Annotated in this window: 25 protein-coding genes; 7 read left to right on the top strand and 18 right to left on the bottom strand. The window is 71.2% G+C overall.

Annotation, left to right across the window (positions count from 1 at the left end; all coding sequences use genetic code 11):
* Positions 1 to 27 precede the first annotated feature (27 nt).
* On the top strand, positions 28 to 1,089 hold the full coding sequence (gene ftsY / locus ELI80_RS07805) for a signal recognition particle-docking protein FtsY (protein ID WP_136650544.1): 1,062 nt from the start codon (positions 28 to 30) through the stop codon (positions 1,087 to 1,089).
* 50 nt (positions 1,090 to 1,139) lie between these two features.
* On the opposite strand, the gene ELI80_RS07810 is transcribed toward ftsY, so the two are convergent.
* From ELI80_RS07810 to hisS, 4 genes are all read right to left on the bottom strand, one after another.
* Positions 1,140 to 1,424: a DUF2171 domain-containing protein gene (locus tag ELI80_RS07810; protein ID WP_136650545.1), complete on the bottom strand. Its 285-nt coding sequence runs from the start codon at positions 1,422 to 1,424 to the stop codon at positions 1,140 to 1,142.
* A 76-nt stretch (positions 1,425 to 1,500) separates the two neighbouring features.
* The gene (gene hisG, locus ELI80_RS07815; RefSeq protein WP_136650546.1) at positions 1,501 to 2,199 is read right to left on the bottom strand and encodes an ATP phosphoribosyltransferase; all 699 of its coding nucleotides are present in this window, start codon (positions 2,197 to 2,199) and stop codon (positions 1,501 to 1,503) included.
* Positions 2,193 to 3,254: an ATP phosphoribosyltransferase regulatory subunit gene (locus tag ELI80_RS07820; protein ID WP_136650547.1), complete on the bottom strand. Its 1,062-nt coding sequence runs from the start codon at positions 3,252 to 3,254 to the stop codon at positions 2,193 to 2,195. Before ELI80_RS07820 ends, hisG begins: the two co-directional genes overlap by 7 nt.
* Positions 3,251 to 4,750, bottom strand: coding sequence for a histidine--tRNA ligase (gene hisS, locus ELI80_RS07825; RefSeq protein WP_136650548.1), 1,500 nt, complete (start codon positions 4,748 to 4,750; stop codon positions 3,251 to 3,253). The genes ELI80_RS07820 and hisS overlap by 4 nt, the downstream gene beginning before the upstream one ends.
* Positions 4,751 to 4,796: 46 nt before the next feature.
* On the opposite strand from hisS, the gene ELI80_RS07830 reads away from it, so the two are divergent.
* Positions 4,797 to 4,997 (top strand): SlyX family protein, encoded by a 201-nt coding sequence (locus ELI80_RS07830; protein WP_136650549.1) that lies wholly within the window; start codon positions 4,797 to 4,799, stop codon positions 4,995 to 4,997.
* 88 nt (positions 4,998 to 5,085) lie between these two features.
* Positions 5,086 to 5,742, top strand: a complete 657-nt coding sequence (locus tag ELI80_RS07835; protein WP_136650550.1) for a DUF1523 family protein — start codon at positions 5,086 to 5,088, stop codon at positions 5,740 to 5,742.
* A 9-nt stretch (positions 5,743 to 5,751) separates the two neighbouring features.
* Here the strand turns inward: ELI80_RS07835 and ELI80_RS07840 are convergent, their stop codons facing one another.
* Positions 5,752 to 6,567: an EcsC family protein gene (locus tag ELI80_RS07840; RefSeq protein ID WP_136650551.1), complete on the bottom strand. Its 816-nt coding sequence runs from the start codon at positions 6,565 to 6,567 to the stop codon at positions 5,752 to 5,754.
* Entirely contained in the window at positions 6,564 to 7,157 is a 594-nt protein-coding gene (locus tag ELI80_RS07845; protein WP_136650552.1) for a GNAT family N-acetyltransferase, read from the bottom strand. Before ELI80_RS07845 ends, ELI80_RS07840 begins: the two co-directional genes overlap by 4 nt.
* A 166-nt stretch (positions 7,158 to 7,323) precedes the next feature.
* Here ELI80_RS07845 and ELI80_RS07850 point away from each other — a divergent pair, with 166 nt between their 5' ends.
* A complete protein-coding gene (locus tag ELI80_RS07850) occupies positions 7,324 to 7,929 on the top strand; it encodes a flavin reductase family protein (RefSeq protein WP_136650553.1) in 606 nt (201 codons plus the stop codon).
* A 40-nt stretch (positions 7,930 to 7,969) separates the two neighbouring features.
* Positions 7,970 to 8,524 carry an adenine phosphoribosyltransferase gene (locus tag ELI80_RS07855; RefSeq protein WP_136650554.1) on the top strand — a complete coding sequence of 185 codons (555 nt, stop codon included), beginning with the start codon at positions 7,970 to 7,972 and terminating at the stop codon, positions 8,522 to 8,524.
* Positions 8,525 to 8,527: 3 nt separating this feature from the next.
* Here the strand turns inward: ELI80_RS07855 and ELI80_RS07860 are convergent, their stop codons facing one another.
* The 12 genes from ELI80_RS07860 to coxB form a co-directional block, all read right to left on the bottom strand.
* The gene (locus ELI80_RS07860; RefSeq protein ID WP_438943059.1) at positions 8,528 to 8,992 is read right to left on the bottom strand and encodes a PACE efflux transporter; all 465 of its coding nucleotides are present in this window, start codon (positions 8,990 to 8,992) and stop codon (positions 8,528 to 8,530) included.
* 90 nt (positions 8,993 to 9,082) lie between these two features.
* Complete coding sequence (locus ELI80_RS07865) at positions 9,083 to 10,495, bottom strand: FAD-binding oxidoreductase (RefSeq protein ID WP_136650555.1); 1,413 nt, start codon at positions 10,493 to 10,495, stop codon at positions 9,083 to 9,085.
* A 6-nt stretch (positions 10,496 to 10,501) separates the two neighbouring features.
* Positions 10,502 to 11,083: a GNAT family N-acetyltransferase gene (locus tag ELI80_RS07870; RefSeq protein ID WP_136650556.1), complete on the bottom strand. Its 582-nt coding sequence runs from the start codon at positions 11,081 to 11,083 to the stop codon at positions 10,502 to 10,504.
* Positions 11,083 to 12,348 (bottom strand): M16 family metallopeptidase, encoded by a 1,266-nt coding sequence (locus ELI80_RS07875; protein WP_136650557.1) that lies wholly within the window; start codon positions 12,346 to 12,348, stop codon positions 11,083 to 11,085. The genes ELI80_RS07870 and ELI80_RS07875 overlap by 1 nt, the downstream gene beginning before the upstream one ends.
* On the bottom strand, positions 12,345 to 13,736 hold the full coding sequence (gene thrC / locus ELI80_RS07880; protein WP_136650558.1) for a threonine synthase: 1,392 nt from the start codon (positions 13,734 to 13,736) through the stop codon (positions 12,345 to 12,347). Before thrC ends, ELI80_RS07875 begins: the two co-directional genes overlap by 4 nt.
* Before the next feature lie 52 nt (positions 13,737 to 13,788).
* A complete protein-coding gene (locus ELI80_RS07885; protein WP_136650559.1) occupies positions 13,789 to 14,460 on the bottom strand; it encodes an SURF1 family protein in 672 nt (223 codons plus the stop codon).
* Entirely contained in the window at positions 14,460 to 14,645 is a 186-nt protein-coding gene (locus ELI80_RS07890) for a hypothetical protein (protein WP_136650560.1), read from the bottom strand. Before ELI80_RS07890 ends, ELI80_RS07885 begins: the two co-directional genes overlap by 1 nt.
* A 78-nt stretch (positions 14,646 to 14,723) precedes the next feature.
* Positions 14,724 to 15,545 carry a cytochrome c oxidase subunit 3 gene (locus tag ELI80_RS07895; RefSeq protein ID WP_136650561.1) on the bottom strand — a complete coding sequence of 274 codons (822 nt, stop codon included), beginning with the start codon at positions 15,543 to 15,545 and terminating at the stop codon, positions 14,724 to 14,726.
* A gap of 27 nt (positions 15,546 to 15,572) precedes the next feature.
* Positions 15,573 to 16,178, bottom strand: a complete 606-nt coding sequence (locus ELI80_RS07900) for a cytochrome c oxidase assembly protein (RefSeq protein ID WP_136650562.1) — start codon at positions 16,176 to 16,178, stop codon at positions 15,573 to 15,575.
* A complete protein-coding gene (locus ELI80_RS07905) occupies positions 16,175 to 16,435 on the bottom strand; it encodes a cytochrome c oxidase system small membrane protein (RefSeq protein ID WP_136650563.1) in 261 nt (86 codons plus the stop codon). The genes ELI80_RS07900 and ELI80_RS07905 overlap by 4 nt, the downstream gene beginning before the upstream one ends.
* Entirely contained in the window at positions 16,435 to 17,352 is a 918-nt protein-coding gene (gene cyoE / locus ELI80_RS07910) for a heme o synthase (RefSeq protein WP_136650564.1), read from the bottom strand. The genes ELI80_RS07905 and cyoE overlap by 1 nt, the downstream gene beginning before the upstream one ends.
* A 16-nt stretch (positions 17,353 to 17,368) precedes the next feature.
* Complete coding sequence (gene coxB, locus ELI80_RS07915) at positions 17,369 to 18,265, bottom strand: cytochrome c oxidase subunit II (protein WP_136650565.1); 897 nt, start codon at positions 18,263 to 18,265, stop codon at positions 17,369 to 17,371.
* Positions 18,266 to 18,408: 143 nt separating this feature from the next.
* On the opposite strand from coxB, the gene tldD reads away from it, so the two are divergent.
* Together tldD and dprA are read left to right on the top strand one after the other, a co-directional pair.
* Entirely contained in the window at positions 18,409 to 19,827 is a 1,419-nt protein-coding gene (gene tldD / locus ELI80_RS07920) for a metalloprotease TldD (protein ID WP_136650566.1), read from the top strand.
* A gap of 87 nt (positions 19,828 to 19,914) precedes the next feature.
* Positions 19,915 to 21,258: a DNA-processing protein DprA gene (dprA, locus tag ELI80_RS07925; RefSeq protein WP_136650567.1), complete on the top strand. Its 1,344-nt coding sequence runs from the start codon at positions 19,915 to 19,917 to the stop codon at positions 21,256 to 21,258.
* Positions 21,259 to 21,853 lie beyond the last annotated feature (595 nt).

Consider the following 21,853-nt stretch of genomic DNA (forward strand, 5'->3'; position numbering starts at 1 on the left):
AGGCTGAAACCGCACAGAGGGATCGCCATGTCGTTCTTTACCAAGCTGCGCGATCGCCTGACCAAGTCCTCGTCCAAGATCGGCGGCGGGCTGGACGACATCGTGGCCGAGCGGGCCGAACCCGCACCCCGGCAGCCCGAGCCGCCGCCGCAGCAAGGCCAGCCGCAGGTCCAGCCTGCCCCACCCGCGCCGCGCCCGGTCGAGAACCGCCCCGGCTTCGTCGGCCGCCTGCTTGGCCGCGACGCCGCGCCGGCCGAGCCGCGGCGGGAACTGGACGACGCGATGCTGGAAGATCTCGAGGACATGCTGATCGCCGCCGACATGGGCACCGACACCGCCCTGCGCGTCACCGCCAACATCGCCGAGGGGCGCATGGGCCGCCGCGTCAGCGCGACCGAGCTGAAGCAGGCGCTCGCCGACGAGGTCACGCGGATCATGACGCCGGTCGCCCGTCCCCTGCCGCTTTATCCGAAAAAGCCGCAGGTCGTGCTGGTCGTGGGCGTCAACGGCTCGGGCAAGACCACGACCATCGGCAAGCTCGCGAGCCAGTTCCGGGCGGCGGGCAAGAAGGTCGTGATCGCCGCGGGCGACACCTTCCGCGCCGCCGCCGTGGAACAGCTTCAGGTCTGGGGCCAGCGCGCCGGCGTTCCGGTGATGGTCGCGCCGCAAGGCTCGGACCCGGCGAGCCTTGCCTATGACGCGATGACGCGGGCCGAGGCAGAGGGCGCGGACCTGCTGATGATCGACACCGCCGGCCGCCTTCAGAACCGGGCCGACCTGATGGAGGAGCTGGCCAAGATCGTCCGCGTGATCCGCAAGAAGGACCCGACTGCGCCGCACAACACGCTGCTGGTGCTCGACGCGACCACCGGCCAGAACGCGCTGAGCCAGGTCGAGACCTTCCGCAAGCTCGCCGACGTGTCGGGTCTGGTGATGACCAAGCTCGACGGCACCGCGCGGGGCGGGGTGCTGGTCGCGCTGGCCGACAGGTTCGGGCTGCCGATCCACGCGATCGGCGTGGGCGAGCAGATCGACGACCTCGACGCGTTCGACGCGGGCGAGTTCGCGCGCGCGCTGGTCGGCCTGTAGCAAGGCCGCCCTTCCGGGGGAAAGGCGGCCTTGCTGCCGGTGGCGCGGGATCAGCGCTGCTGGTTCTTCTCGCCCGGGCGGACGGACGAGCCGTCCTCTTCTTCCATCAGCTGTTCGGCGTTCGCGGCATCCGCCGACAGCCACACCTTGCCGCCGTCGCACGACGCGACCGCGGAAAGCTGCACGAAGTGATGGTGCGCGTCATTCTGGCCGTGCTCCTCGTCCTTGCGGGCCAGCTTGATGCGGTCGCCCTGGACGCCGTCGACCTTGCCGACATGGACCCCGTCCGCGCCGACGACTTCCATGTGTTCCCTGATCTCGCTTGCGTTGACCATCACGGTCTCCCTTGTTGCAGCTTCAGCCGCCCAACGCGCGAGGATTGGTTTCGATCCCGGTCCCCCGGCCCGCGGCTCAGACCGCGTGGAGGTCGCCCCGGATGCCGAGCCGGTCGGCGAAGGCGCGCAGATCGTGCGCGTCCGCCACCGCGCGACCGGCCAGCAGCGTCGCCTGGCTGGCGTGGATCAGCCCGTCCGACAGGATCTTCAGGTGGTTGGCGCGCAGCGTCTCGCCCGAACTGGTGATGTCGGCGATCGCCTCGGCAGTGTGGTTCAGGACCGTGCCCTCGGTCGCGCCCTGGCTGTCCACCAGCTGATAGTCCGCGACCTCGTGCGCCGACAGGAACGCGCGGACGAGACGGTGGTACTTCGTCGCGATCCGCAGGCGGAAGCCGTGCGCCAGGCGGAAGTCGCGCGCGATGGATGCAAGATCGTCCAGGTCCTCGCAGTCGCGCCAGCAGGCCGGAACCGCCAGCACGAGGTCGGCATGGCCGAAGCCCATCGGCGCGAGTTCCACGACATCCGACCGCCAGCCCGCCAGCTTTTCGCGCACCAGGTCCGTGCCCGTCACGCCCAGCTGGATACGCCCGGCGGCAAGCTCCCGCGGGATCTCGCCTGCCGACAGCATGACCAGCGACACGCCCTCGGCGCCCTCGACCGCGCCCGCGTATTCGCGGTCCGACCCGTTCCGCGACAGGCGCACGCCGCGCGCGGCGAACCAGTCGAAGGTCTGTTCCATCAGCCGTCCCTTGGACGGCACCCCCAGCTTCAGCATCGATCCAGCTCCGCCAGAAGGCCGGGGCGGATGATGCCGCCCACGGCGGGGATCGCCGCCCCCTGCCCCAGCACCGCCGTCAGCGCGTCGTAGCGCCCGCCCGACGACACCGGCGGCCAGTCGGCGCGGCCCGGCGCGGTGAAGCTGAAGGTGAAGCCGTCGTAGTATTCCATCGTCTGCCGGCCGTGGCTCGCGTCGAAGTGGATCGTTCCGGGATCGACCCCCAGCGCGCCAAGGTCGCGCAGCCGCGCCGCCAGACGCTCCGTCGCCTCGGCGATGGCGGGCATGTGGTCGGCCAGCACGCGCAATTCGTCCAGCGCCTCGGGCGCGGGGCCGGCGACGGCGAACAGGCGCTGCAGCCGTTCGCGCCAGATCGCGGGCAGCACGGGCTCGTCGCGGTGGCTTTCCAGCCGGTCGATCCGCGCCTCCATCTCGGCCCGGTCGCGCAGGCCGGTCCAGGGCGCGTCGTTGACCGCGAACTGGCGCGGCGCGATCGGGGCCGAGAAGCGGTCGAGCAGGCGGGCGAACCGCGCGGGCCGCCAGATGTGATGCGCCAGCATGGCGCGGCGGGCGTCCGACAGCGGCAGCCCCGCCACGGCGTCGAGGATCAGGTCCATGTCGCCGATGGTGGCCGACAGGCGATAGGGCGCGAGGATGCCGTGGAACAGCGCGAACAGCTCCGCATCCGCCTGCGGGTCGCGCGAGAACAGCTCGAACCCCGCCTGCAGGTATTCGTTGTCGCGCGGGTGCGCGGGCCGGGTATCGCCGTGGTCCTGCTTGCGGAACACCTCGCCCAGATAGCAGTAGCGCGCCGGGTCCGCGCCGCCCGCCATGTGCATCTGCACGACCGGAACGGTGAAGTCGGGGCGCAGCACGACCTCGCCCCGCACCGGGTCGGTGGTGAGATAGGCGCGGGCGCGGATGTCCTCGCCGTAAAGGTCCAGGAGCGTGGCCGAGGGCAGCAGCACGTCCGGCGCGACCTCGACCGCGCCCGCGGCCACGAAGGCGTCGAGGATGCGGCGGCCCACCGCCGCCTTGGCGGTGCGGGGGATCATGCGGCGGGGCGCCCGCGCGACAGCATCTCGCGGACCGTGCCGACCAGCGCGTCGCGCGCGACCTCGACCTGCGCAGGCTGCGATTTCCATTCCTCGACAGAAGCTTCCGCCGCGATCTTCGCGCCGAGGATGAGGTCCTTGACCTGCACGACGCCCCGCGCCGCCTCGTCCGCGCCCTGGATCACCGCGACGGGCGAGCGGCGCTTGTCCGCGTATTTCAGCTGGTTGCCGAAGTTCCTGGGGTTGCCGAGATAGACCTCGGCCCGGATGCCTGCCGCCCGCAGATCGGCGGCCATCGCCTGGTAGTCGGCCATCCGGTCGCGGTCCATCACGGTCACGACGACCGGCCCGGCGCTGTCCGCGCCCGCGATCCCCTTCTCGCGCAGCGCGGCGAGCAGCCGGTCCACGCCGATGGAAACGCCCGTCGCCGGTACCTTCTGGCCCGTGAACCGCTCGACCAGGTCGTCGTAGCGCCCGCCCCCCGCGACCGATCCGAACTGCCGCTTGCGGCCCTTGTCGTCGAGGATCTCGAACGTCAGCTCGGCCTCGAACACCGGGCCGGTGTAGTAGCCGAGGCCCCGCACGATCGACGGGTCGATCACCACCCGGTCGGCGCCCATGCCGGTCGCGTCCAGCACCGCCGCAATCTCGGCCAGCTCGTCCACGCCCTCGGCACCAACGGCGGACGCGCCGACCGCCGAACGCAGGTTCGAAAGCGTCTCGTCGTTCGTGGCCCCGCGCGAGGTCAGGAACGCGATCACCGGCTCGGCCTGCGCAGGTTCCAGCCCCACGCCCTCGATCTCGGCGCCCGAGGCGTCGGTGCGGCCTGTCGTCAGCAGCTCGCGCACGCCGGCCTCGCCGACCTTGTCGAACTTGTCGATCGTCCGCAGCACGTCGGCCGCCTGCCCCGCGTCGGTCACGCCCATCGCGTCGAGAACGCCGTTCAGGACCTTGCGGTTGTTCACCCGCACCAGGTAGTCGCCGCGCGCGATCCCGGCGGCTTCCAGCGCATCGGCGAGCATCGCGATGATCTCGGCGTCGGCAACGACTGACGCGGCGCCGACCGTGTCCGCATCGCACTGGTAGAACTGCCGGAACCGCCCCGGCCCCGGCTTCTCGTTCCGCCAGACCGGCCCCATCGCATAGCGCCGGTAGGGGCTGGGAAGGTCATTCCGGTACTGCGCAGCGACCCGCGCGAGCGGCGCGGTCAGGTCATAGCGCAGCGCCAGCCAGTCGCCGGAACCGCCGCCGGGCACCGCTTCCTCCTGCCAGGCAAAGACACCCGCGTTCGGGCGGTCCACGTCGGGCAGGAACTTGCCCAGCGCCTCGACCGTCTCGATCCCGCTGGTTTCCAGCGCGTCGAAGCCGTGGCGGTGATAGACCTCGGCGATCCGGTCCAGCATCGCCTTGCGTTCGGACACCTCGGCGCCGAAATAGTCCCGGAAGCCCTTCGGCGTCTCGGCGCGCGGGCGGCGCGGTTTCTGGTCCTTGGCCATGGCGGTATCCTGCTGATGCCGGGCCGGATTAGCGGAAGGGGGCGGCATGGACAAGTTGCAGACGGTCGAGGAGCGGGTGGCGCACCTGCAGCGCGTGGTCGAGGACCTGTCGGACGTGGTCGCGCGGCAGGACGCCGAACTGCGCCGCCTCGGCCGCCATGTCGGCCTGCTGATGGAACGCGAGGCCGACCGCGAGGCGGCCGAGGGCGCGATCCCGCTTGCCGACCAGCGCCCGCCCCACTGGTGATCGCAGCCGCGCACGCTCTGGCGGGCGCCGGAACGCCGTGCGAGGCTGGGGCGTTCGCCGTCACCAACGCCCCACAGGAGAAGCCGCCATGCGTATCGCCCAGATCGTCGCCGGGGTGCTGTTCGGGGTGCTGGTGTTCTTGGCGCTCGATTACGTGCTGCCGTCGCGCAACACGGTGCGGATCGTCGAGGTGTCGAACCGGCTGACGAACGTGGGCGCGAACGCGATCTTCTACGCAGCGCCAGAAACAGGGGCCGCGGAAACCGCTGACGGGCGGCGCGACGTACGCTTCATCTCGACCGTGCGGCCGAACGGCAAGCCCTTCGTCTATCGCAACGAGGATACCGGCCTGATCTGGCCGCCCTACTTCAAGTACGACAGCGCGAACCTTCACGCGGTGGCGGCCGACCAGGTGTCCACGGTCGCGAACCCCAAATGGGTCAGCGTCACCGCCTATGGCTGGCGGATCCCGTGGTGGTCGGTCTATCCGAACGCGGTCGGCATCCAGCCGGTCGCCGGTCCCGACATCGATCCGCCGAACTGGCCCGCGCTCGTGATCCTGGGGCTGATGGGGGTGCTGCTCGCGGTCGGCTGGCGGGCGTGGAACCGCTTCCGGGACGGACGCCACGACCGCCGGCTGGTCAGCGTGGACCGGGGCCCCGCAGCCCCCGCAGATCCGGGCGAGGCGCGGCAGGGCTGGACCACCTCGCACGTCCGGCGCTGGTGGTCCGGCATTCGGCGCTGAGGCCGCCGCTCAGGACTTCCGGGCGGGCCGCGCCGGGCGCTTGTCGCGCAGCTCCTCGATCCGCAGCTTCAGCGCCTCGACCAGCGCCTCGCGCGGAAGGCCGGATTCGCGCGACAGCCGCAGCAGCCCGAACTGGACCCGGGCGAGTTCCTGGTAGTAGCGGGCGAAGGTATAGTTGATGGACGCCCCGGCGAGCGCGCCGAACACCGGCGTCGCCTGCGCGGCGAGCTTCTGCCCCAGCACCGCCGACAGGCGCGGCGCCACGCGCGCGATCAGCCCCTGCACGGTCTGCCCGGTGATCGACAGCTTGGCCGCGAGCAGGCCCAGGTCCGTGCCGTCGTCCGACGCCATCGGGCCAGCCGCGGCAAAGATCCGCAGCGCGTCCATCCGCGTCTCCTCGTCGTCGGGATCAAAGCCGTGCTCGGCGGCGATTTCCAGGATCCCGCGCAGAAGCATCGTGATCGTCACCGGCATCTCGATCATGGCGCCCGGCAGCCCGCCAAGGCCGCCCGCCGCGCCCGACACCGTGGATGCAAGCCGGTTAAACCAGTCGCCCCGGTCGCGCACGACACGGCGCGACCGCCCCGCCGCGCCCACAGCGCGGGTCAGGGCCGACAGGGTCAGGCCGTCCAGACGCTTCCGCGCGAAATCCGGCAGGCGGTCCAGCACCATCTCGGCGCTGCCGCCGATCGCGGACAGGATGTCCATCCCCAGCCCGCCGGCATCGACATAGCGGCGGGCGAGCCGGTCGATCTCGACGTGGACGGTCGGATCATTGATCGGCGGCAGCACCGCCTGCCGGCTGGGAACGTCTGGTGCGGTCATGGGCAGGCTCCTTCGTCAGTGCCGGTGCGGGGCTCGACCTCGATGCAGGCCTGCCGCAGATCGACGGTGGCTTCGATTTCGGCCAGCGCGGCACGGACGCCGGGCGATTCCTCCCGCCGGACATCGCCGCGCACATCAACCCATGCGTCGGGGACGAGTTCCAGCCCAAGCACCCGGTCGGGGTTCGTCGGCGGCGGCATCACCACGCCGTCCAGCCGCGTGAAGCCGAAGCGGCCGTAATAGGGCGCATCGCCCACCAGCATCACCCGCGCCCACCCCATGTCGGCCGCGCGGGACAGGCTTTCGCGCATCAGGAACGCCCCCAGCCCCTCGCCCTGGGCGGTCGGGTGCACGGCCACCGGACCCAGCAGAAGCACCGGCCGCCCGTCCACCCGCACCGGCCAGTAGCGGATCGCGGCCACCACCGCGTCGCCATCGTCCCGCAGGCACAGGCACAGGGGCGCGACCCTGGGCACGCCCTCGCGCAGGCGATAGGAACTGAGCGCGGTCCGTCCCGGCGCGAAGCACAGGTCCATCAACGCCTCGATCTCGGGCGTGTCCTCGTCGGTTTCCGGGCAAAGCTCGTACATCGGACCTCTTTCCGGCGGGTCGCGGGGCGCTGGTTAGCACCCGCGCGGCACGGATTGAACGGGAAAAGTCCGCGGCCGGTCAAAGGGGCAGGTTGTTGCCGGGGACGGTGGCGGCCAGTATGACCGGCGGGCGAAAACCACGTGCATCAGTCAGGGCGAGGCAACCATGTTCTACCGACCGGAAAACGGCCACGGCCTGCCCCACAACCCGTGGAACGCCATCGTGGCGCCCCGCCCGATCGGCTGGATCTCGACGCGCGGGGCGCAGGGCGACAATCTCGCGCCCTATTCGTTCTTCAACGCCACCGCCTATGTCCCGCCGCAGGTGATGTTCGCGTCGACGGGCGCCAAGGCGGACCGGAACGGCACCAAGGACAGCGTGGCGCAGATCGCGGAATCGCGGGTCTTCTGCGTCAACATCGCCGACTACGCGATGAAGGACGCGATGAACGCCTCGACCGCGGTCCACCCGGCGGGCGTCAGCGAGTTCGAGACGGCGGGAATCGCCGCGGCCGAGTGCGACACCATCGACTGCCCGCGCGTGGCCGGCGCGCCCGCGTCGCTGGAATGCCGCGCGACACGCGTGATGCGGCAGGCGGGCGAGGCGAACTGGCTGGTGCTGGGCGTCGTCACCGGCATCCACATCCGCGACGACTGCATCAACGCGGACGGCCTGTTCGACCTGCGGGCCAGCGGCTGGATCGGCCGGATGGGCTACCAGGGCGACTACGTCCGCGTGACCGACACGTTCGAGATGATCCGGCCGCGCTGAACCGCCATCCGATCCGCCACATCACCCGGAAGGAATGCCCATGAGCGTCGCCCCCCGCCCGGTCCAGAAGACCGTCAAGGACTACATCCGCAGCATCGTCGACTTCCCGCACGAAGGGATCGTCTTCCGCGACGTGACCACGCTTTTCGCCGACGCGCGCGGGTTCCGCATGGCGGTGGACCAGCTGCTCGCACCCTATGCGGGGATGCGGATCGACAAGGTCGTCGGGCTCGAGGCGCGCGGCTTCATCCTGGGCGGCGCGGTGGCGCACCAGCTATCGACCGGGTTCGTGCCGATCCGCAAGAAGGGCAAGCTGCCCGGCGCGGTCATGAGCCAGGCCTACGTGCTGGAATACGGCGAGGCGGTGATGGAGATCCACGACGACGCGCTGTCGCCCGGCGAACGGGTGCTGATCGTGGACGACCTGCTCGCGACCGGCGGCACCGCCGAGGCGAGCATCAGCCTGTGCAAGCGCCTGGGCGCCGAGGTCGTGGGCACCGCCTTCGTCGTGGACCTGCCCGAACTGGGCGGCCGCCGCCTGCTGGAGGCGGCGGGGGTCGATGTCCACGTGCTGTGCGAATTCGAGGGCGCGTGACCGTCAGACGGCGCGCCCCGTGCTTGCGGCCCGCACCCGCGCCTCGGGCGGGGGAAAGACGCGGTCGTAGGCCCAGTTGAAGGCGTAGCCGTAGACCACGTAGAAGATCGCGATGGCGAGGTCGAACAGGAACGCCTGCCACAGCGACACGCCCAGCATCCACGCGACGAAGGGCAAAAGCAGGACCAGAAGCCCGGCCTCGAACAGGACGGCGTGGAGCGCGCGGATCGGGTGCGTCTTCAGCGTGCTGCCGCGCAGCCGCAGCATCGCGCGGTCGAACATCCAGTTGTAGGCATAGTTCCACAGCGTCGCCACGATCGACGACACGACCCCGATCACGCCAAGCGCGTGAACGTCGAAGCCCGTCAGCAGGACGCCCCCGCCGATCATGAGGATCAGGCCGAAGACCTCGAACAGGATGGCGTGGCGGATGCGGTCGGACGTGGTGCGCATGGGAATGTCCGTCATGGCGGGCCGTCCCGTTCGCTGCACCCATGATGGGGAAAGGTCGTCCTTCCGCCGGGGAAGGTAGTCAGCGCGGTGCCCGGCTGCAAGGCCTCAGCCCAGCACCGCGCCCGGGTTCATGATCCCCAGCGGGTCCAACGCCGCCTTGACCGCCCGCATCGCGGCAAGCTTGCCCGGATCGCCCCAGCGGGCGAGGTCCGCGACCTTCATCCGGCCCACGCCGTGTTCGGCCGAGAACGACCCGCCGCGCGCCACGACCATCTCGTGCACCGTCTCCTGGACGGGACCGCGCAGGGCGTCGTAGTCGTCGCGGGTGCGGCCGGCCGCCGGAAAGACGTTGTAGTGCAGGTTGCCGTCGCCCAGATGGCCGAAGCAGTTGACCCGCATGTCGCCCATCCGCGCCAGCACGGCGCCCGCGTCGTCGATGAAGCGGGCGATTTCCGACAGGGGCAGGCTGATGTCGTGGCTGACGATGGCGCCGATCCGCCGGTTCGCCTCGGGCAGGTGCTCGCGCAGGGACCACATCTCGGCCGCCTGCGCCCCCGACTGGGCGACCACGCCGTCGGTGACGAGGCCGCGTTCCATCGCGTCCTCCAGCAGCCCCTCCAGCGCCGTGTCGGCGGGCAGGCCCACGGGCAGCGACAGCTCGACCAGCACCGACCACGGCGCGGCGGGCAGAGGCTGGCGGATGCCCGGCAACTCGGCGCTCATGAAGGCGAGCCCCTGCCCCGAAATCAGTTCGAACGCGGTGACGTTCCCGGCCAGCCGCGCGTTCGCCACCCCGAGCAGCGCGAGCGCGGCGGCGGGATCCGGCACGGCCAGCATCGCGGTCGCGACCTCGGCCGCGCGCGGCGCGAGCCGCAGCGAGGCGGCCGTGATGATGCCGAGCGTCCCTTCCGCCCCGATCAGCAGGTCGCGGATGTCGTAGCCGGTGTTGTCCTTCCGCAGCCGCTTGAGGTCGCGGATGATGGTGCCGTCGGGCAGCACCGCCTCGACCCCCAGGCAGAGCGCGCGCGCATTGCCCCAGCGCAGCACCGCGACCCCGCCGGCGTTGGTGGCGAGAATCCCGCCCATCTGCGCGGTCCCCTGCGCCGCAAGCGCAAGCGGGAACAGCCGCCCCTCGGCTTCGGCCGCGTCGCGCACCTGCTGCAGCGTGGCCCCCGCCTCGGCCACCAGCACGTCCTCGTCGGGCCAGATCCCGCGAACGGCCGTCATGCGGTCGAGCGACAGCACCAGCGGCATCGACCCGTCCGGCATGACCGACCCGGCGACGAGGCCCGTGCCGCCGCCGCGCGGAACGATCCCCACCCGCGCCGCCGCGCAGGCACGCACCACCGCCGCCACCTCGCCCACGTCGCGGGGGGCCGCCAGGACCGCGCCCCGCCCGCGATAGCGGCCGCGCGGCTCGTCGAGGAAGCGGTCCTCGAGCGGCCGCAGGACGCCCGGCGGCAGCATCGCGGCCAGGCGGTCGTCGGCGTCGTTGAGGGGCGGTCGGAGGTCCGGCATGGCGCGTCAGCCCGCCCCGGTGCGGCCGCGCCGGTCGCCGCGCAGGATCGAATACAGCACGTGGTTGCGCCAGCGGCCGTGGATCTGGAGATAGCTCTGCGCGACGCCCTCGTACTTGAAGCCGGATTTTTCCAGCACCCCGCGCGAGGCGACGTTCTCGGGCAGGCAGGCGGCCTCGATCCGGCTCAGCTCCATGCCGTCGAACGCATGGGCCACGACGGCGCGGATCGCCTCGCCCATGTAGCCCTGCCGGGCGAAGGGGGCGCCGATCCAGTAGCCGAGCGTCCCCGTCTGCGCCGGCCCGCGGCGGATGTTGTCGAGCGTGATCGCCCCCACCAGCACCCCGTCGTGACGCACCATGAACAGGGGCAGCGAGGTCTGCCCGCGGCTCGCGCGCTGCGCCCAATAGACGCGGTTGGTGAACGACTTCCGCGTCAGGTGGTCGTGGTGCCACACCGGCTCCCACGGGGTGAGGAAGGCGCGGCTTTCGTGCCGAAGCGCGGTCCACGCGCCGAAATCGCCGTGCGCCGGCAGCCGCAGCACCATCCGTTCGGTAACCAGACGAGGTGCGCGGCGCAAAAGGAACATCAGGCGGCGAGCCGTTCTGCCAGCGCGTCCAGCGCCGGCGCCTTCCGGACCGGCCCGTAAAGCGCCAGCGCGGGCCGCGCCGCGGCGATGGCGCGGGCGGCGTGGTCGCGCACGTCGGCCGCCGTCACGGCGTCGATCCGCGCCGCGACCTCGGCCGGGTCGGGCACGCGGCCCCAGATCGCCAGGGACCGGGCCATGCGTTCGGCCTGCGAGGACGGGCTTTCGAGCCCCATCAGCAGCCCCGCCTTCAGCTGCGCGCGGGCGCGCGCGACCTCGGCCTCGGTCAGGTCCTCGGCCGACCGGCGCAGCTCGTCGATGGTGAGATGCGCGAGGTCCGCGACCTGCTCGCCCGAAGTGCCGGCATAGATCGTGGTCATCCCGGTGTCGTCGTGGAAGCCCGACTGCGCGAAGATCGTGTAGCAGAGCCCGCGTTCCTCGCGGATCTTCTGGAACAGCCGCGACGACATGCCCCCGCCGAGCGCCGCGGTCCAGATCTGCGCGGGGTAGAAGTCGTCCGCGCGGTAGCCCGGCCCTTCGAACCCCAGCGCGAAATGCGCCTGCTCCAGCCGCTTCACCCGGCGGGATTCCGACCCCTGCCAGCGCGCGGCCTCGCGCGCCGTGCCGATCACCGGGGACAGATGCCCGAAGATCTCGCCCGCCTGCGCCACGACGCGGTCGTGGTCGACCGCGCCCGCCGCCGACACGATCATCTGGCCGGGGCCGTAATGTTCCGCGACGAAGCCCGAGAGGTCGTCGCGCGCGAAACGCGCCACGCGCTCGGCCGGGCCCAGGATCGTGCGGCCCATCGGCTGGTCGGGATAGGCCGCTTCCTGGAGCCAGTCGAAGATCACGTCGTCGGGCGTGTCGAGCGATTGCCCGATCTCCTGCAGGATCACGCCGCGCTCGACCTCGATCTCGCGCGGGTCGAAGGTCGAGTTCAGGAGGATGTCGCCGATCACGTCCAGCGCCAGCGGCACGTCGGCCGACAAGACGCGGGCGTAGTAGGCCGTCACGTCGCGCGAGGTATAGGCGTTGATGTAGCCGCCCACGTCCTCGATCGCCTCGGCGATCTGCAGCGCGCTGCGCCGCGCGGTGCCCTTGAAGGCCATGTGCTCAAGGAAATGCGCGATGCCGTTCTGTTCGGGGCGCTCGTCGCGCCCGCCTGCCCCGACCCAGACGCCGATGCTGGCCGAATGAAGCCCCGGCATCGCCCGCGTGACGACGCGCAGGCCGTTGGGAAGGGTGGTGATCCGAATGTCGCTCAATCAACTCTCCGCTCAAGGATCAGCGACTTAAGCGCCTCGTTGTCGTTTTCAACCCGCGTCACCCGCTCGGGCAGGTCGAACAGCTGCGCCATGTGCGGCGGCAGGCCGGGGCGAAGGCCGATCGCCTGTTCCACCGCATCGGGGAACTTGGCCGGGTGCGCGGTCGCCAGCGTGATCATCGGCGTGCCGGGCTTCAGGTGGCGTTCGGCCACCGCGATCCCCACGGCGCTGTGCGGGCAGACGACCTCGCCCGTTTCCGCCCGGACGCGGGCGATGGTGGCAAGCGTCTCCGCCTCGGACACGCGGCCGCTGTCGTAGAGTTCGCGCAGGTGTTCCAGCGCGCCCTGCGCGATGTTGAAGCCGCCCGACGACTTCAGCTCGTCCATCAGCTGCGCCACCGCCGCGCCCTCGCCGGCGTGGGCGTAGAACAGCGCGCGCTCGAAGTTCGAGCTGACCTGGATGTCCATCGACGGCGAGATCGACGGCTGCACGCGCCCGACTCGGTATTCGCCCGCCGTCAGCGCGCGGTCGAGGATGTCGTTCTGGTTCGTGGCGACCACCAGCCGGTCGATCGGCAGGCCCATCTGGCGGGCGATGGTGCCCGCGAAGATGTCGCCGAAGTTGCCGGTCGGAACGGTGAAGCTGACCGGCCGCGCGGGCGACCCCAGGCTGACGGCGGCGGTGAAGTAATAGACCACCTGCGCCAGCACCCGCGCCCAGTTGATGCTGTTCACGCCCGCAAGGCCGACGCGGTCGCGGAAGGCGTGGTCGTTGAACAGGTCCTTCAGCCGCGCCTGCGCGTCGTCGAAGGTGCCGTCGATGGCAAGGGCGTGGACGTTCGATTCACCCGGCGTGGTCATCTGGCGGCGCTGCACCTCGCTGACGCGGCCGTGCGGATACAGGATGAAGACGTCGACGTTCGGCAGGCCGCGGAACGCCTCGATCGCGGCCGAGCCGGTGTCGCCGGAGGTCGCGCCGACGATGGTGATGCGGCGATCCTCGCGCGACAGCGCGATCTGGAACAGCTGCCCGATCAGCTGCATCGCGAAGTCCTTGAAGGCGAGCGTGGGGCCGTGGAACAGCTCCAGCAGGAAATGGCCGGGGGAAAGCTGGACCAGCGGCGCGCGGGCGGCGTGGCGGAAGCCCGCATAGGCCCGGTCGATGGCGGCGCGCAGCTCGTCGGCGGAAAAGCTTTCCGCGACGAAGGGCTGCATGACGCGGAAGGCGACCTCCTCGTAGGGCAGGCCCTCGAGCGCGGCGATGGCGTCGTGGCCCAGCTGCGGGATCGTCTCGGGCACGTACAATCCGCCGTCGCGCGCGAGCCCGGTCATCATCGCCTCGGCGAAGGGAAGGACGGGGGCGGCGCCGCGGGTCGAGATGTAGTGCATCGGTGTTCCTGTTCGGACGTTTGGCCGCGGCGCGGACGGTGGTGGGCCGACCTTAGACCGGGCGGCGCGTGATACGCCAGATCAGGCCCCCTGTCATCCCTGCCCAGACCGCCGCCAGCAGGAACCACTGGACGGCATAGGACAGGTGGCTGTTCGGGATGCCCTGCGGCGAAAGGGGGATCGGCGCCACGCCCTGCGCGTCGCCGCCGATGGCGTTCGCGACGACCAGCACCGGCAGGGTGCCCAGCTGTGCGGCCATGGCGGGCACGTCGCGGGCGAACCAGATGCCTTCGGCAAGGTTCGGCCCGGGCGTCGACGGCCCCTTCTCGTCCGGCCAGTGCAGGTTGCCGTTCACGCGCAGCCGCACCGCCGGGCGGGGCGCGCGGCGGTCGTCCTGCGGGATGAACCCGCGGTCGACCATGATCCGGCGGCCGTCGTCGGTGACGAAGCCGGACACGACGTTGTAGCCGCCCCCCGCCTCGCGCGTGCCGGACAGGACCAGGATCTCGTCGCCCGTCGTGGTGCCGGTCATGGTGACGGGCAGGTACTTCATCGAAGGGTCGATGGCGGCGGGCAGCTCGACCGGCGCGGCGGCGATGCCGCGGGCGATCTCGTCCAGCATCGCCTCCTTCCACTCCAAGCGGCGCAGCTGCCAGAGGCCGAGGCTCGCCAGCACGGCGAAGCCTGCGATCCCGAGGATCAGGGGCAGCACGATCCGCCGCATCAGGCGTCGTCCTCGGCATGTTGCGGGCTGCCGGTCGGGATCACCACGCTGTCAGGCTTGCCGGACGTCCAGGTGTGGATGGCGCCGGTCGGGTCAGCGGGCGCGTTAAGGGAGACGTGGATGCGGTCGGGCGTGGCGGCCACGGCGCAGCGCATGGACCCGAACTGGCATCCCCCGGTCAGCATGGCACCCTGCGCTTTCCCGAACTTGGAAGCAAAAGGCGCGCGGGGTTTCCCCCGCGCGCCCGATCCGTGATGGCCGGGTCAGCGGCCCCAGATGTAGATCGCGGCGAACAGGAACAGCCACACCACGTCGACGAAGTGCCAGTACCAGGCCGCAGCCTCGAACCCGACATGGTTGTCCTGCGTCATCTGCCCGCGCGAGAAGCGGATCGCGCAGACGGCCAGGAAGATCGTGCCGATGATGACGTGGAAGCCGTGCAGCCCCGTCGCCAGGAAGAAGACCCCGCCATAGGCGGTGTCGGCCAGGCCGAACGCGGCGTGGCTGTATTCGTAGGCCTGCAGGCAGGTGAAGGCGATGCCCAGCACCACGGCGATGACCAGCCCGTTGATCGTGGTGCGGCGGTCGCCCTCGTGAACGAAGGCGTGGTGCGCCCAGGTCACGGCGACGCCCGACAGCAGCAGGATCAGCGTGTTGATGAGCGGCAGGTGCCAGGGGTCGAACGTCTCGATCCCCTCGGGCGGCCAGACGCCGTCCTTCAGCGGGCTCAGCTCGCCCATCGGGTACATCGCGTGCTTGAAGTAGGCCCAGAAGGCGGCGACGAACAGCATCACCTCGGACATGATGAACAGGATCATGCCGTACTGCAGGCCGATGCGGACGACCGGCGTGTGGTCGCCCGTGTTGCCTTCGTGGACCACGTCGGCCCACCAGCCGTACATGCAGTACAGGACGATCAGCAGCCCCAGGGCGAACTGCGCCCATTGCGGCAGGCCGGGAACGAGCGAGGTGCCCTTCATCCAGAACACCGCGCCGGTCAGCATGACGAACGCGCCGACCGCGGCGAGGAACGGCCACAGCGAGGGCGGGAGAATGTGGTAGTCGTGGTTCTTGGCGTGCGCCATGGCGCGGGCTCCCTGCTTTGGTCGGTATCAGTTCACGGCGAGATCGGCCGGCGCGTCGATGGTCGCGGCGGCGGCGCCGACGGCGGCGGCGGCGCTGGCCGACCGCTGCGCGGGCTCATCCTTGCGGAAGAAGGTATAGGACAAGGTGATGTCGCGGATGCCCTTGGCGTCGCGGTCGGTGACCATCTCGGGGTCCACGAAGAACGTCACCGGCATCTCGACCCGCTCGCCCGGCTTCAACGTCTGCTCGGTGAAGCAGAAGCAGTCGATCTTGTCGAAGTAGTAGCCGGCGGCGTCGGGCGAGACGTTGTAGGACGCCGTGCCGGTGATCGTCTCGCCGGTGATGTTCACCGCCTCGTAGAAGGCGAGGCCTGTTTCGCCGATCCGCAGCGTCATTTCCCGCTGCACGGGCCGGAACTCCCACCCCATGCCGGGGGCCACGTTGGAATCGAAGCGGATCGTGACGGTCTCGTCCAGCACGTCGCCGGGCGCGGCCGCGGCGATGTTGGTGGTGCCGCCGAAGCCCGTCACCCTGCAGAACCACGAATAGAACGGCACCGCCGCCCAGGCGAGCGCGCCCATCGTCAGGACGACGGCCAGCAGCCGGACAACGACGCGGGTGTTGCTGTTCATCGCGCCACCTCGGGTGCGGGGCCGGGCGGATCCAGCGGGGCGGCCGGGGCGGGCCCCGGATCGGCCGGCGCGTCGCCCGCCGGCGGCAGGGCCGAGGCGCGGGGCTGGTGGTCGAACGCCTCCATCATGTCGCCCTGCTCGATCTTGACGATCGAGAGGCCGAAGACCAGCGCCACGAACAGCACGAGCACGACGCCCAGCGCGACATTCCGCCCCCGCCTGCGACGGTGAAGATCGTGTTCACGGGCCAGCGCCATCACAAGCCCCCCACCGCGTGCTGGGCCAGCAGCGCCGCGAAATGCAGGAAGGTGTAATAGAGCGACAGCTTGAAGAACGACCGTTCCACCGCGTAGCCGTCGGCCTGCGCCTGCGGTTCGGTCCGGCGCAGGATCCGCCAGCCGCCCGCGATGAACAGGACGTTCAGCACCGCGGAGACCGCGAGATAGACCGGCCCGCCCACCGAGGTCAGCCCCAGCGCCAGCGCGAACGGCGCCAGCACCAGCGTGTAGGCGAAGATGTGGCGGCGCGTCACGGTGCGGCCGTGGGTCACGGTCAGCATCGGCACGCCGGCGTCGGAATAGTCGTCCTTCATGAACAGCGCGAGCGCCCAGAAGTGCGGCGGCGTCCAGAAGAAGATGAGCGCGAACATAAGCAGCGACTCGATGCCGATGCCGCCGGTCGCGCAGGCCCAGCCGATCATGGGCGGGAACGCGCCCGCCGCGCCGCCGATGACGATGTTCTGCGGCGTCCAGCGCTTGAGCCACATCGTGTAGACGACGGCGTAGAAGAAGATGGTGAAGGCGAGGAACGCGGCCGCGAACCAGTTCGCCGCGAGCCCCAGCATCATGACCGACAGGCCCGACAGGAACAGGCCCACGCCCAGCGCCTCGGGCCCCGCGATCCGGCCTGCCGGAATCGGGCGGCCCTGCGTGCGGCGCATCACCGCGTCGATGTCGGCGTCGTACCACATGTTCAGCGCGCCCGACGCGCCGCCGCCCAGCGCGATGAACAGCACCGCGCAAAAGGCCACGAACGGGTTCACCGCGACCGGCGCGATCCACAGCCCGACGAAGGCCGTGAACACCACCAGCGACATCACCCGCGGCTTGAGCAGCGCGACGTAGTCGCGGAACTCCGCGTCGCCGCCGGCCTCGTATGCAGGGATGTCGCTCACGCCCGTTCCTTCCGGCTCAGTTCGCCAGTGCCAGCTTGACCGGCGCGCCCGGCGCCGCCGGGATCACGTCGCCCGCGTCGGCGGCGAAGGTGGTCTTCGCCTCGGCAAGCCAGGCGTCGTACTTGTCCTGGGTCACGGCCTTGATGGTGATCGGCATGTAGGCATGGTTGATCCCGCACAGTTCCGAGCACTGGCCGAAATAGACCCCCTCCCGGTCGACCTGGAACCACGCCTGCGCGATGCGGCCCGGAACGCCGTCCTGCTTGATCGCGAAGGCGGGCATCGCCCAGGAATGGATCACGTCGGCCGAGGTGACCTGCAGCAGCACCGTCGCGCCCACCGGGACCACGACCGCGTTGTCGGTCGCGAGCAGGTAGTGGTTGTCGGCATAGCCCGCCGCGGCCAGGTCGTCGCGTTCCAGCATCAGCGCGTCGAAGGCGACGGCGTCGTTGGGGTATTCATAGGACCAGTACCACTGGTGCCCGACCGCCTTGATGACGACGTCGGGATCGTTCGGCATGACCTGCGACCGGAACAGCGCCGGCAGCGAATAGGCGCCGATGACGATCAGGATCAGCACCGGGACCAGCGTCCACAGGATCTCGACCGGGGTGTTGTGGGTGAAGCGGGCCGGAACCGGGTTCATCCGGCGGTTGAAGCGCACGATACTCCACGCGAGCAGGCCCACCACGAACGCCGTGATGATTGCGATGATGATCAGCAGCATGTGGTCCAGCGCCTGCTGTTCCACCGCGATCGAGGTCACGGCGGGCTGGAAGCCGGTGCCGCCGTTCACGGGCTGGCCGATGACCGGCAGGTCGCCTAGCATGTCCTGCGCGGCGGCGGGCAGCGCTGCCGCCGCCCAGATCGCTGCGCCGAAAGCCGCCCTGCGGCGCGTTGCCCATCCTGCCATCGTCGTCCTCGTGTCCTGTCGTGCCGGGTCGCGCCGCCGAAAGCGGGCCTGCGCGATTCAGCGCCTCGAAAAGCATACTTGGCCCGGCGCGACAAGCCAAACCTATCGACAAGACCGGCGAAACCCCATACCGCTTCCCGATCATGACAGACAGTTTCCTGCCCTTTCAGCAGTTGATCGACCCCGGCCGCGCGCTGCGGATCCTGCGCGACGCGACCGACGGCGCCGACGACGGCGAGCTGTTCCTGGAACGCACCCGGTCCGAGTCGCTGGTCTTCGACGACCGCCGCCTCCGCAACGCGGGATACGGCGCGGCGCAGGGTTTCGGCCTGCGTGCGGTGCGCGGAGAGGTCACCGGCTACGCCCATTCGACCGACATCTCGGAAGCCGCGCTCCGCGACGCCGCCGACACCGCGCGGCTTGCCGTGGGCGCGGGCGGCGGCATCATGGCACCCGCGCCGGGGGGACCGGGACCGGCGCTGTACCAAGGGCTCGACCCCGTGCAGGGGATCGACTTCGCGGCCCGCGTGGCCACCCTGCGAGATATTGACGCATACGCCCGCGACCTCGACCCGCGGGTCGTCCAGGTGACCGCCTCGCTGGCCTCGTCGCTGCAGGAGATCGCCATCCTGCGCCCCGAGGGCGGGATCGTCACCGACATCCGCCCGATGGCGCGGCTGAACGTGTCGGTCATCGTGGAATCGAACGCGCGGCGCGAAAGCGGCAGCGCCGGGGGCGGCGGCCGCCACGGGCTTTCGGCGCTGATGGACCCGGCGCACTGGCAGGGCCTCGTCGCCGAGGCGCTGCGGATCGCGCTGGTGAACCTGCGCGCGGTCCCCGCGCCGGCGGGCGTCATGGACGTGGTGCTCGGCCCCGGCTGGCCCGGGATCCTCCTGCACGAGGCGGTGGGCCACGGGCTGGAAGGCGACTTCAACCGCAAGAAGGCGTCGGCCTTCGCCGGGCTCGTCGGCACCCGCGTGGCCGCGCCCGGCGTCACCGTGATCGACGACGGCACGATCCCCGACCGCCGCGGCTCGATCACGGTCGACGACGAGGGCACGCCGCCCGCCCGCAACGTCCTGATCGACGACGGCGTCCTGCTGGGCTACCTTCAGGACCGGCAGAACGCGCGGCTGATGGGCGTGGACCCGACCGGCAACGGGCGGCGCGAAAGCTTCGCCCACGCACCGATGCCGCGGATGACCAACACCTTCATGCTGGCGGGGAACGACGATCCGGCCGCGATCCTGTCGGGGCTGGACGACGGCATCCATGCCGTGGGCTTCGGCGGCGGTCAGGTCGACATCACCTCGGGCAAGTTCGTGTTTTCCTGCACCGAGGCGTACCGCGTGAAGAACGGCGTCGTGGGCGATCCGATTCGGGGCGCCACGCTGATCGGCGACGGGGCGACCTCGCTCCAGCATGTGCGCGGGGTCGGGAACGACCTGAAGCTGGACCCCGGCATCGGCAACTGCGGCAAGCAGGGGCAATGGGTCCCGGTGGGCGTGGGCCTGCCCACGCTGAGGATCGGCGGCCTGACGGTGGGCGGCTCGGCGGCCTGAGCGGGCGCGGTTTCGCGGCTCCGCTAACGGCCTGTTAACGACTGGCGGCGCACAACACCCCTGCAAGTCATGCGAAGGGGCGCCGCGATGCTGACCGGATTGTTGTCGTTCGAGATGCCGCAGGCGCGCCCGGCGCACGCGGGCGATGACGTGGCGTTCCTTCGGCTGATCCGGTCGCGCCGGGTCGGACCCGCGACCTTCCGCCGCCTGCTGGCCGAACATGGCAGCGCGGATGCGGCGCTGGACGCCCTGCCGCAGATCGCCGCGGCAACCGGCCTGCGGGACTACAGCCCGTGCACCGTGGCGCAGGCAGAGGCCGAGCTTCGCGCGGGCCACCGCGCGGGCGCGCGGCTGATCCGCTGCGACCACCCCGACTACCCGGCGCTGCTGCGCGACATCGACGACGCGCCGCCCGTGATCTGGGTGCGCGGCGACCCGGCCTGCCTGTCGCGCCCGCAGGTGGCGCTGGTGGGCGCGCGGAACGCCTCGTCTCTGGGACTGCGGATGGCCGCGGGCATGTCGCGGGCGCTGGTTGAGGCGGGACGGACCGTCACCGCAGGGCTCGCGCGGGGCATCGACACCGCCGCGCACGAGGCCGCCTGCGCCGGCGGCACAATCGCCGTCATGGCGGGCGGCATCGACGTGATCTACCCGGCCGAGAACGCGAAGCTCGCCGACCGGATCTGCGAGGCCGGCGCGCTCGTATCCGAGCAGCCGCCGGGGATGGAGCCGATCGCGCGGCATTTTCCGCTCCGCAACCGCATCATTTCTGGCCTGGCGAGCGCGGTGGTCGTGGTCGAGGCCGCGCACAGGTCCGGCAGCCTGATCACCGCGCGCCAGGCGCTGGACCAGGGGCGCGAGGTGATGGCGGTGCCCGGCCACCCGATGGACGCGCGCGCGTCGGGCTGCAACGCGCTGATCCGCGACGGCGCGACGCTGGTGCGGAACGCGGACGACGTGCTGGCCGCGCTGGCGAACGCGCCCGAGCGGGACGCGGCAGCGCCCGCGGCGGCGACGGCGACAAACCCCGCAGCGGCGGCGACGAATCCCGCAGCGGCGACGGCAAAGCCGGCCCGCGCGGCGCGGCCGATCGTTCCTGCCGCTGCACCGACGTCCGCGCCGCGCGCGCTCGCGCAGCCCGCCGCGACCCACCCCGCGCCCTGTCCCGGCGACACCCGCGACCAGGCGCGGCTGCGCCAGGCGGCGCTGGACCGCGCCCGCACCCGGCGCCCCGGCCCCTCGGCGGACGCCGGCGGCCCCGTGGCGGTCGAGCGGCGGATCCTCAACCTGCTGGGCCCGAGCCCCACCGACGAGAACATGCTGATCCGCGACCTGGGCCTGACCGCCGCCGTCGTCAGCGCGGCGATCCTCAACCTGGAACTGGCGGGCCGTATCGTCCGGGTTCCGGGCGGTCGCGTCGCGCTGACCTGACACTTGGCGCGAACGGGCGTGTCGGGCGTGTTCAGGGCGGGGCACCACCGGCCCGAGTCGCGGCCGCGCACATCTCGCCGGATCGAAGCGGTGCCATCCGGCAGCCGTTCCTGCCTGGCGGCGATAGTCCATGCAGGCGGGAACGGCGGAAGCGCTGCGAGGATGCCTTGCGAGAATGCCGCGCCCGTGCGCGGCGGGGATCAGCGACCTCCACAGGCGTCCCGCCGGCGATCCCGCGGCCTCATGCAAGAAGGGTTCGGGCGCCGCACCCGGGCTAGTCCGGCCGATGATGGCGGACGGATCTTGCAGCGGCTGCTCGCGGGCGCCGCGTCTGCGTGATCGCAGCCTCGGGACAGGTCCAGCATCCGCGCCGCTGCGGAACCCTTTCGGCAACTGCTACCCTGTCAAGCTGCACGGTGCCGTGCATGACGCCAGCGGAACGTGCCAGGCCAACCTGCCGGGAAGGCCCCCTTAGCCCTCCCATGCCGTTCCGCGAGGCTTCTCCGGCCCTCCCCTTGCGCACCCCCCTCGGCAACCCAACCGGTCACGCAGCGCGGTGCCGTTGATGAGGCCCAACGGACCGTGCCGGGCTGGC

The sequence above is a fragment of the Paracoccus aeridis genome (genome assembly GCF_004923205.2).
Classification (GTDB): domain Bacteria; phylum Pseudomonadota; class Alphaproteobacteria; order Rhodobacterales; family Rhodobacteraceae; genus Paracoccus; species Paracoccus aeridis.

Coding starts and splice junctions, on each gene's coding strand:
- ELI80_RS07900 (WP_136650562.1), bottom strand. CDS start 16,178: ATGAACAGCAACACCCGCGTCGTTGTCCGGCTGCTGGCCGTCGTCCTG.
- ELI80_RS07830 (WP_136650549.1), top strand. CDS start 4,797: ATGGACAAGTTGCAGACGGTCGAGGAGCGGGTGGCGCACCTGCAGCGC.
- ELI80_RS07885 (WP_136650559.1), bottom strand. CDS start 14,460: ATGCGGCGGATCGTGCTGCCCCTGATCCTCGGGATCGCAGGCTTCGCC.
- tldD (WP_136650566.1), top strand. CDS start 18,409: ATGACAGACAGTTTCCTGCCCTTTCAGCAGTTGATCGACCCCGGCCGC.
- ELI80_RS07905 (WP_136650563.1), bottom strand. CDS start 16,435: ATGGCGCTGGCCCGTGAACACGATCTTCACCGTCGCAGGCGGGGGCGG.
- ELI80_RS07810 (WP_136650545.1), bottom strand. CDS start 1,424: ATGGTCAACGCAAGCGAGATCAGGGAACACATGGAAGTCGTCGGCGCG.
- ELI80_RS07895 (WP_136650561.1), bottom strand. CDS start 15,545: ATGGCGCACGCCAAGAACCACGACTACCACATTCTCCCGCCCTCGCTG.
- hisS (WP_136650548.1), bottom strand. CDS start 4,750: ATGGCCAAGGACCAGAAACCGCGCCGCCCGCGCGCCGAGACGCCGAAG.
- hisG (WP_136650546.1), bottom strand. CDS start 2,199: ATGCTGAAGCTGGGGGTGCCGTCCAAGGGACGGCTGATGGAACAGACC.
- ELI80_RS07835 (WP_136650550.1), top strand. CDS start 5,086: ATGCGTATCGCCCAGATCGTCGCCGGGGTGCTGTTCGGGGTGCTGGTG.
- ELI80_RS07840 (WP_136650551.1), bottom strand. CDS start 6,567: ATGACCGCACCAGACGTTCCCAGCCGGCAGGCGGTGCTGCCGCCGATC.
- thrC (WP_136650558.1), bottom strand. CDS start 13,736: ATGCACTACATCTCGACCCGCGGCGCCGCCCCCGTCCTTCCCTTCGCC.
- coxB (WP_136650565.1), bottom strand. CDS start 18,265: ATGGCAGGATGGGCAACGCGCCGCAGGGCGGCTTTCGGCGCAGCGATC.
- ELI80_RS07890 (WP_136650560.1), bottom strand. CDS start 14,645: ATGCTGACCGGGGGATGCCAGTTCGGGTCCATGCGCTGCGCCGTGGCC.
- ELI80_RS07850 (WP_136650553.1), top strand. CDS start 7,324: ATGTTCTACCGACCGGAAAACGGCCACGGCCTGCCCCACAACCCGTGG.
- ELI80_RS07845 (WP_136650552.1), bottom strand. CDS start 7,157: ATGTACGAGCTTTGCCCGGAAACCGACGAGGACACGCCCGAGATCGAG.
- ftsY (WP_136650544.1), top strand. CDS start 28: ATGTCGTTCTTTACCAAGCTGCGCGATCGCCTGACCAAGTCCTCGTCC.
- ELI80_RS07855 (WP_136650554.1), top strand. CDS start 7,970: ATGAGCGTCGCCCCCCGCCCGGTCCAGAAGACCGTCAAGGACTACATC.
- ELI80_RS07860 (WP_438943059.1), bottom strand. CDS start 8,992: ATGACGGACATTCCCATGCGCACCACGTCCGACCGCATCCGCCACGCC.
- ELI80_RS07820 (WP_136650547.1), bottom strand. CDS start 3,254: ATGATCCCCCGCACCGCCAAGGCGGCGGTGGGCCGCCGCATCCTCGAC.
- dprA (WP_136650567.1), top strand. CDS start 19,915: ATGCTGACCGGATTGTTGTCGTTCGAGATGCCGCAGGCGCGCCCGGCG.
- ELI80_RS07865 (WP_136650555.1), bottom strand. CDS start 10,495: ATGCCGGACCTCCGACCGCCCCTCAACGACGCCGACGACCGCCTGGCC.
- ELI80_RS07870 (WP_136650556.1), bottom strand. CDS start 11,083: ATGTTCCTTTTGCGCCGCGCACCTCGTCTGGTTACCGAACGGATGGTG.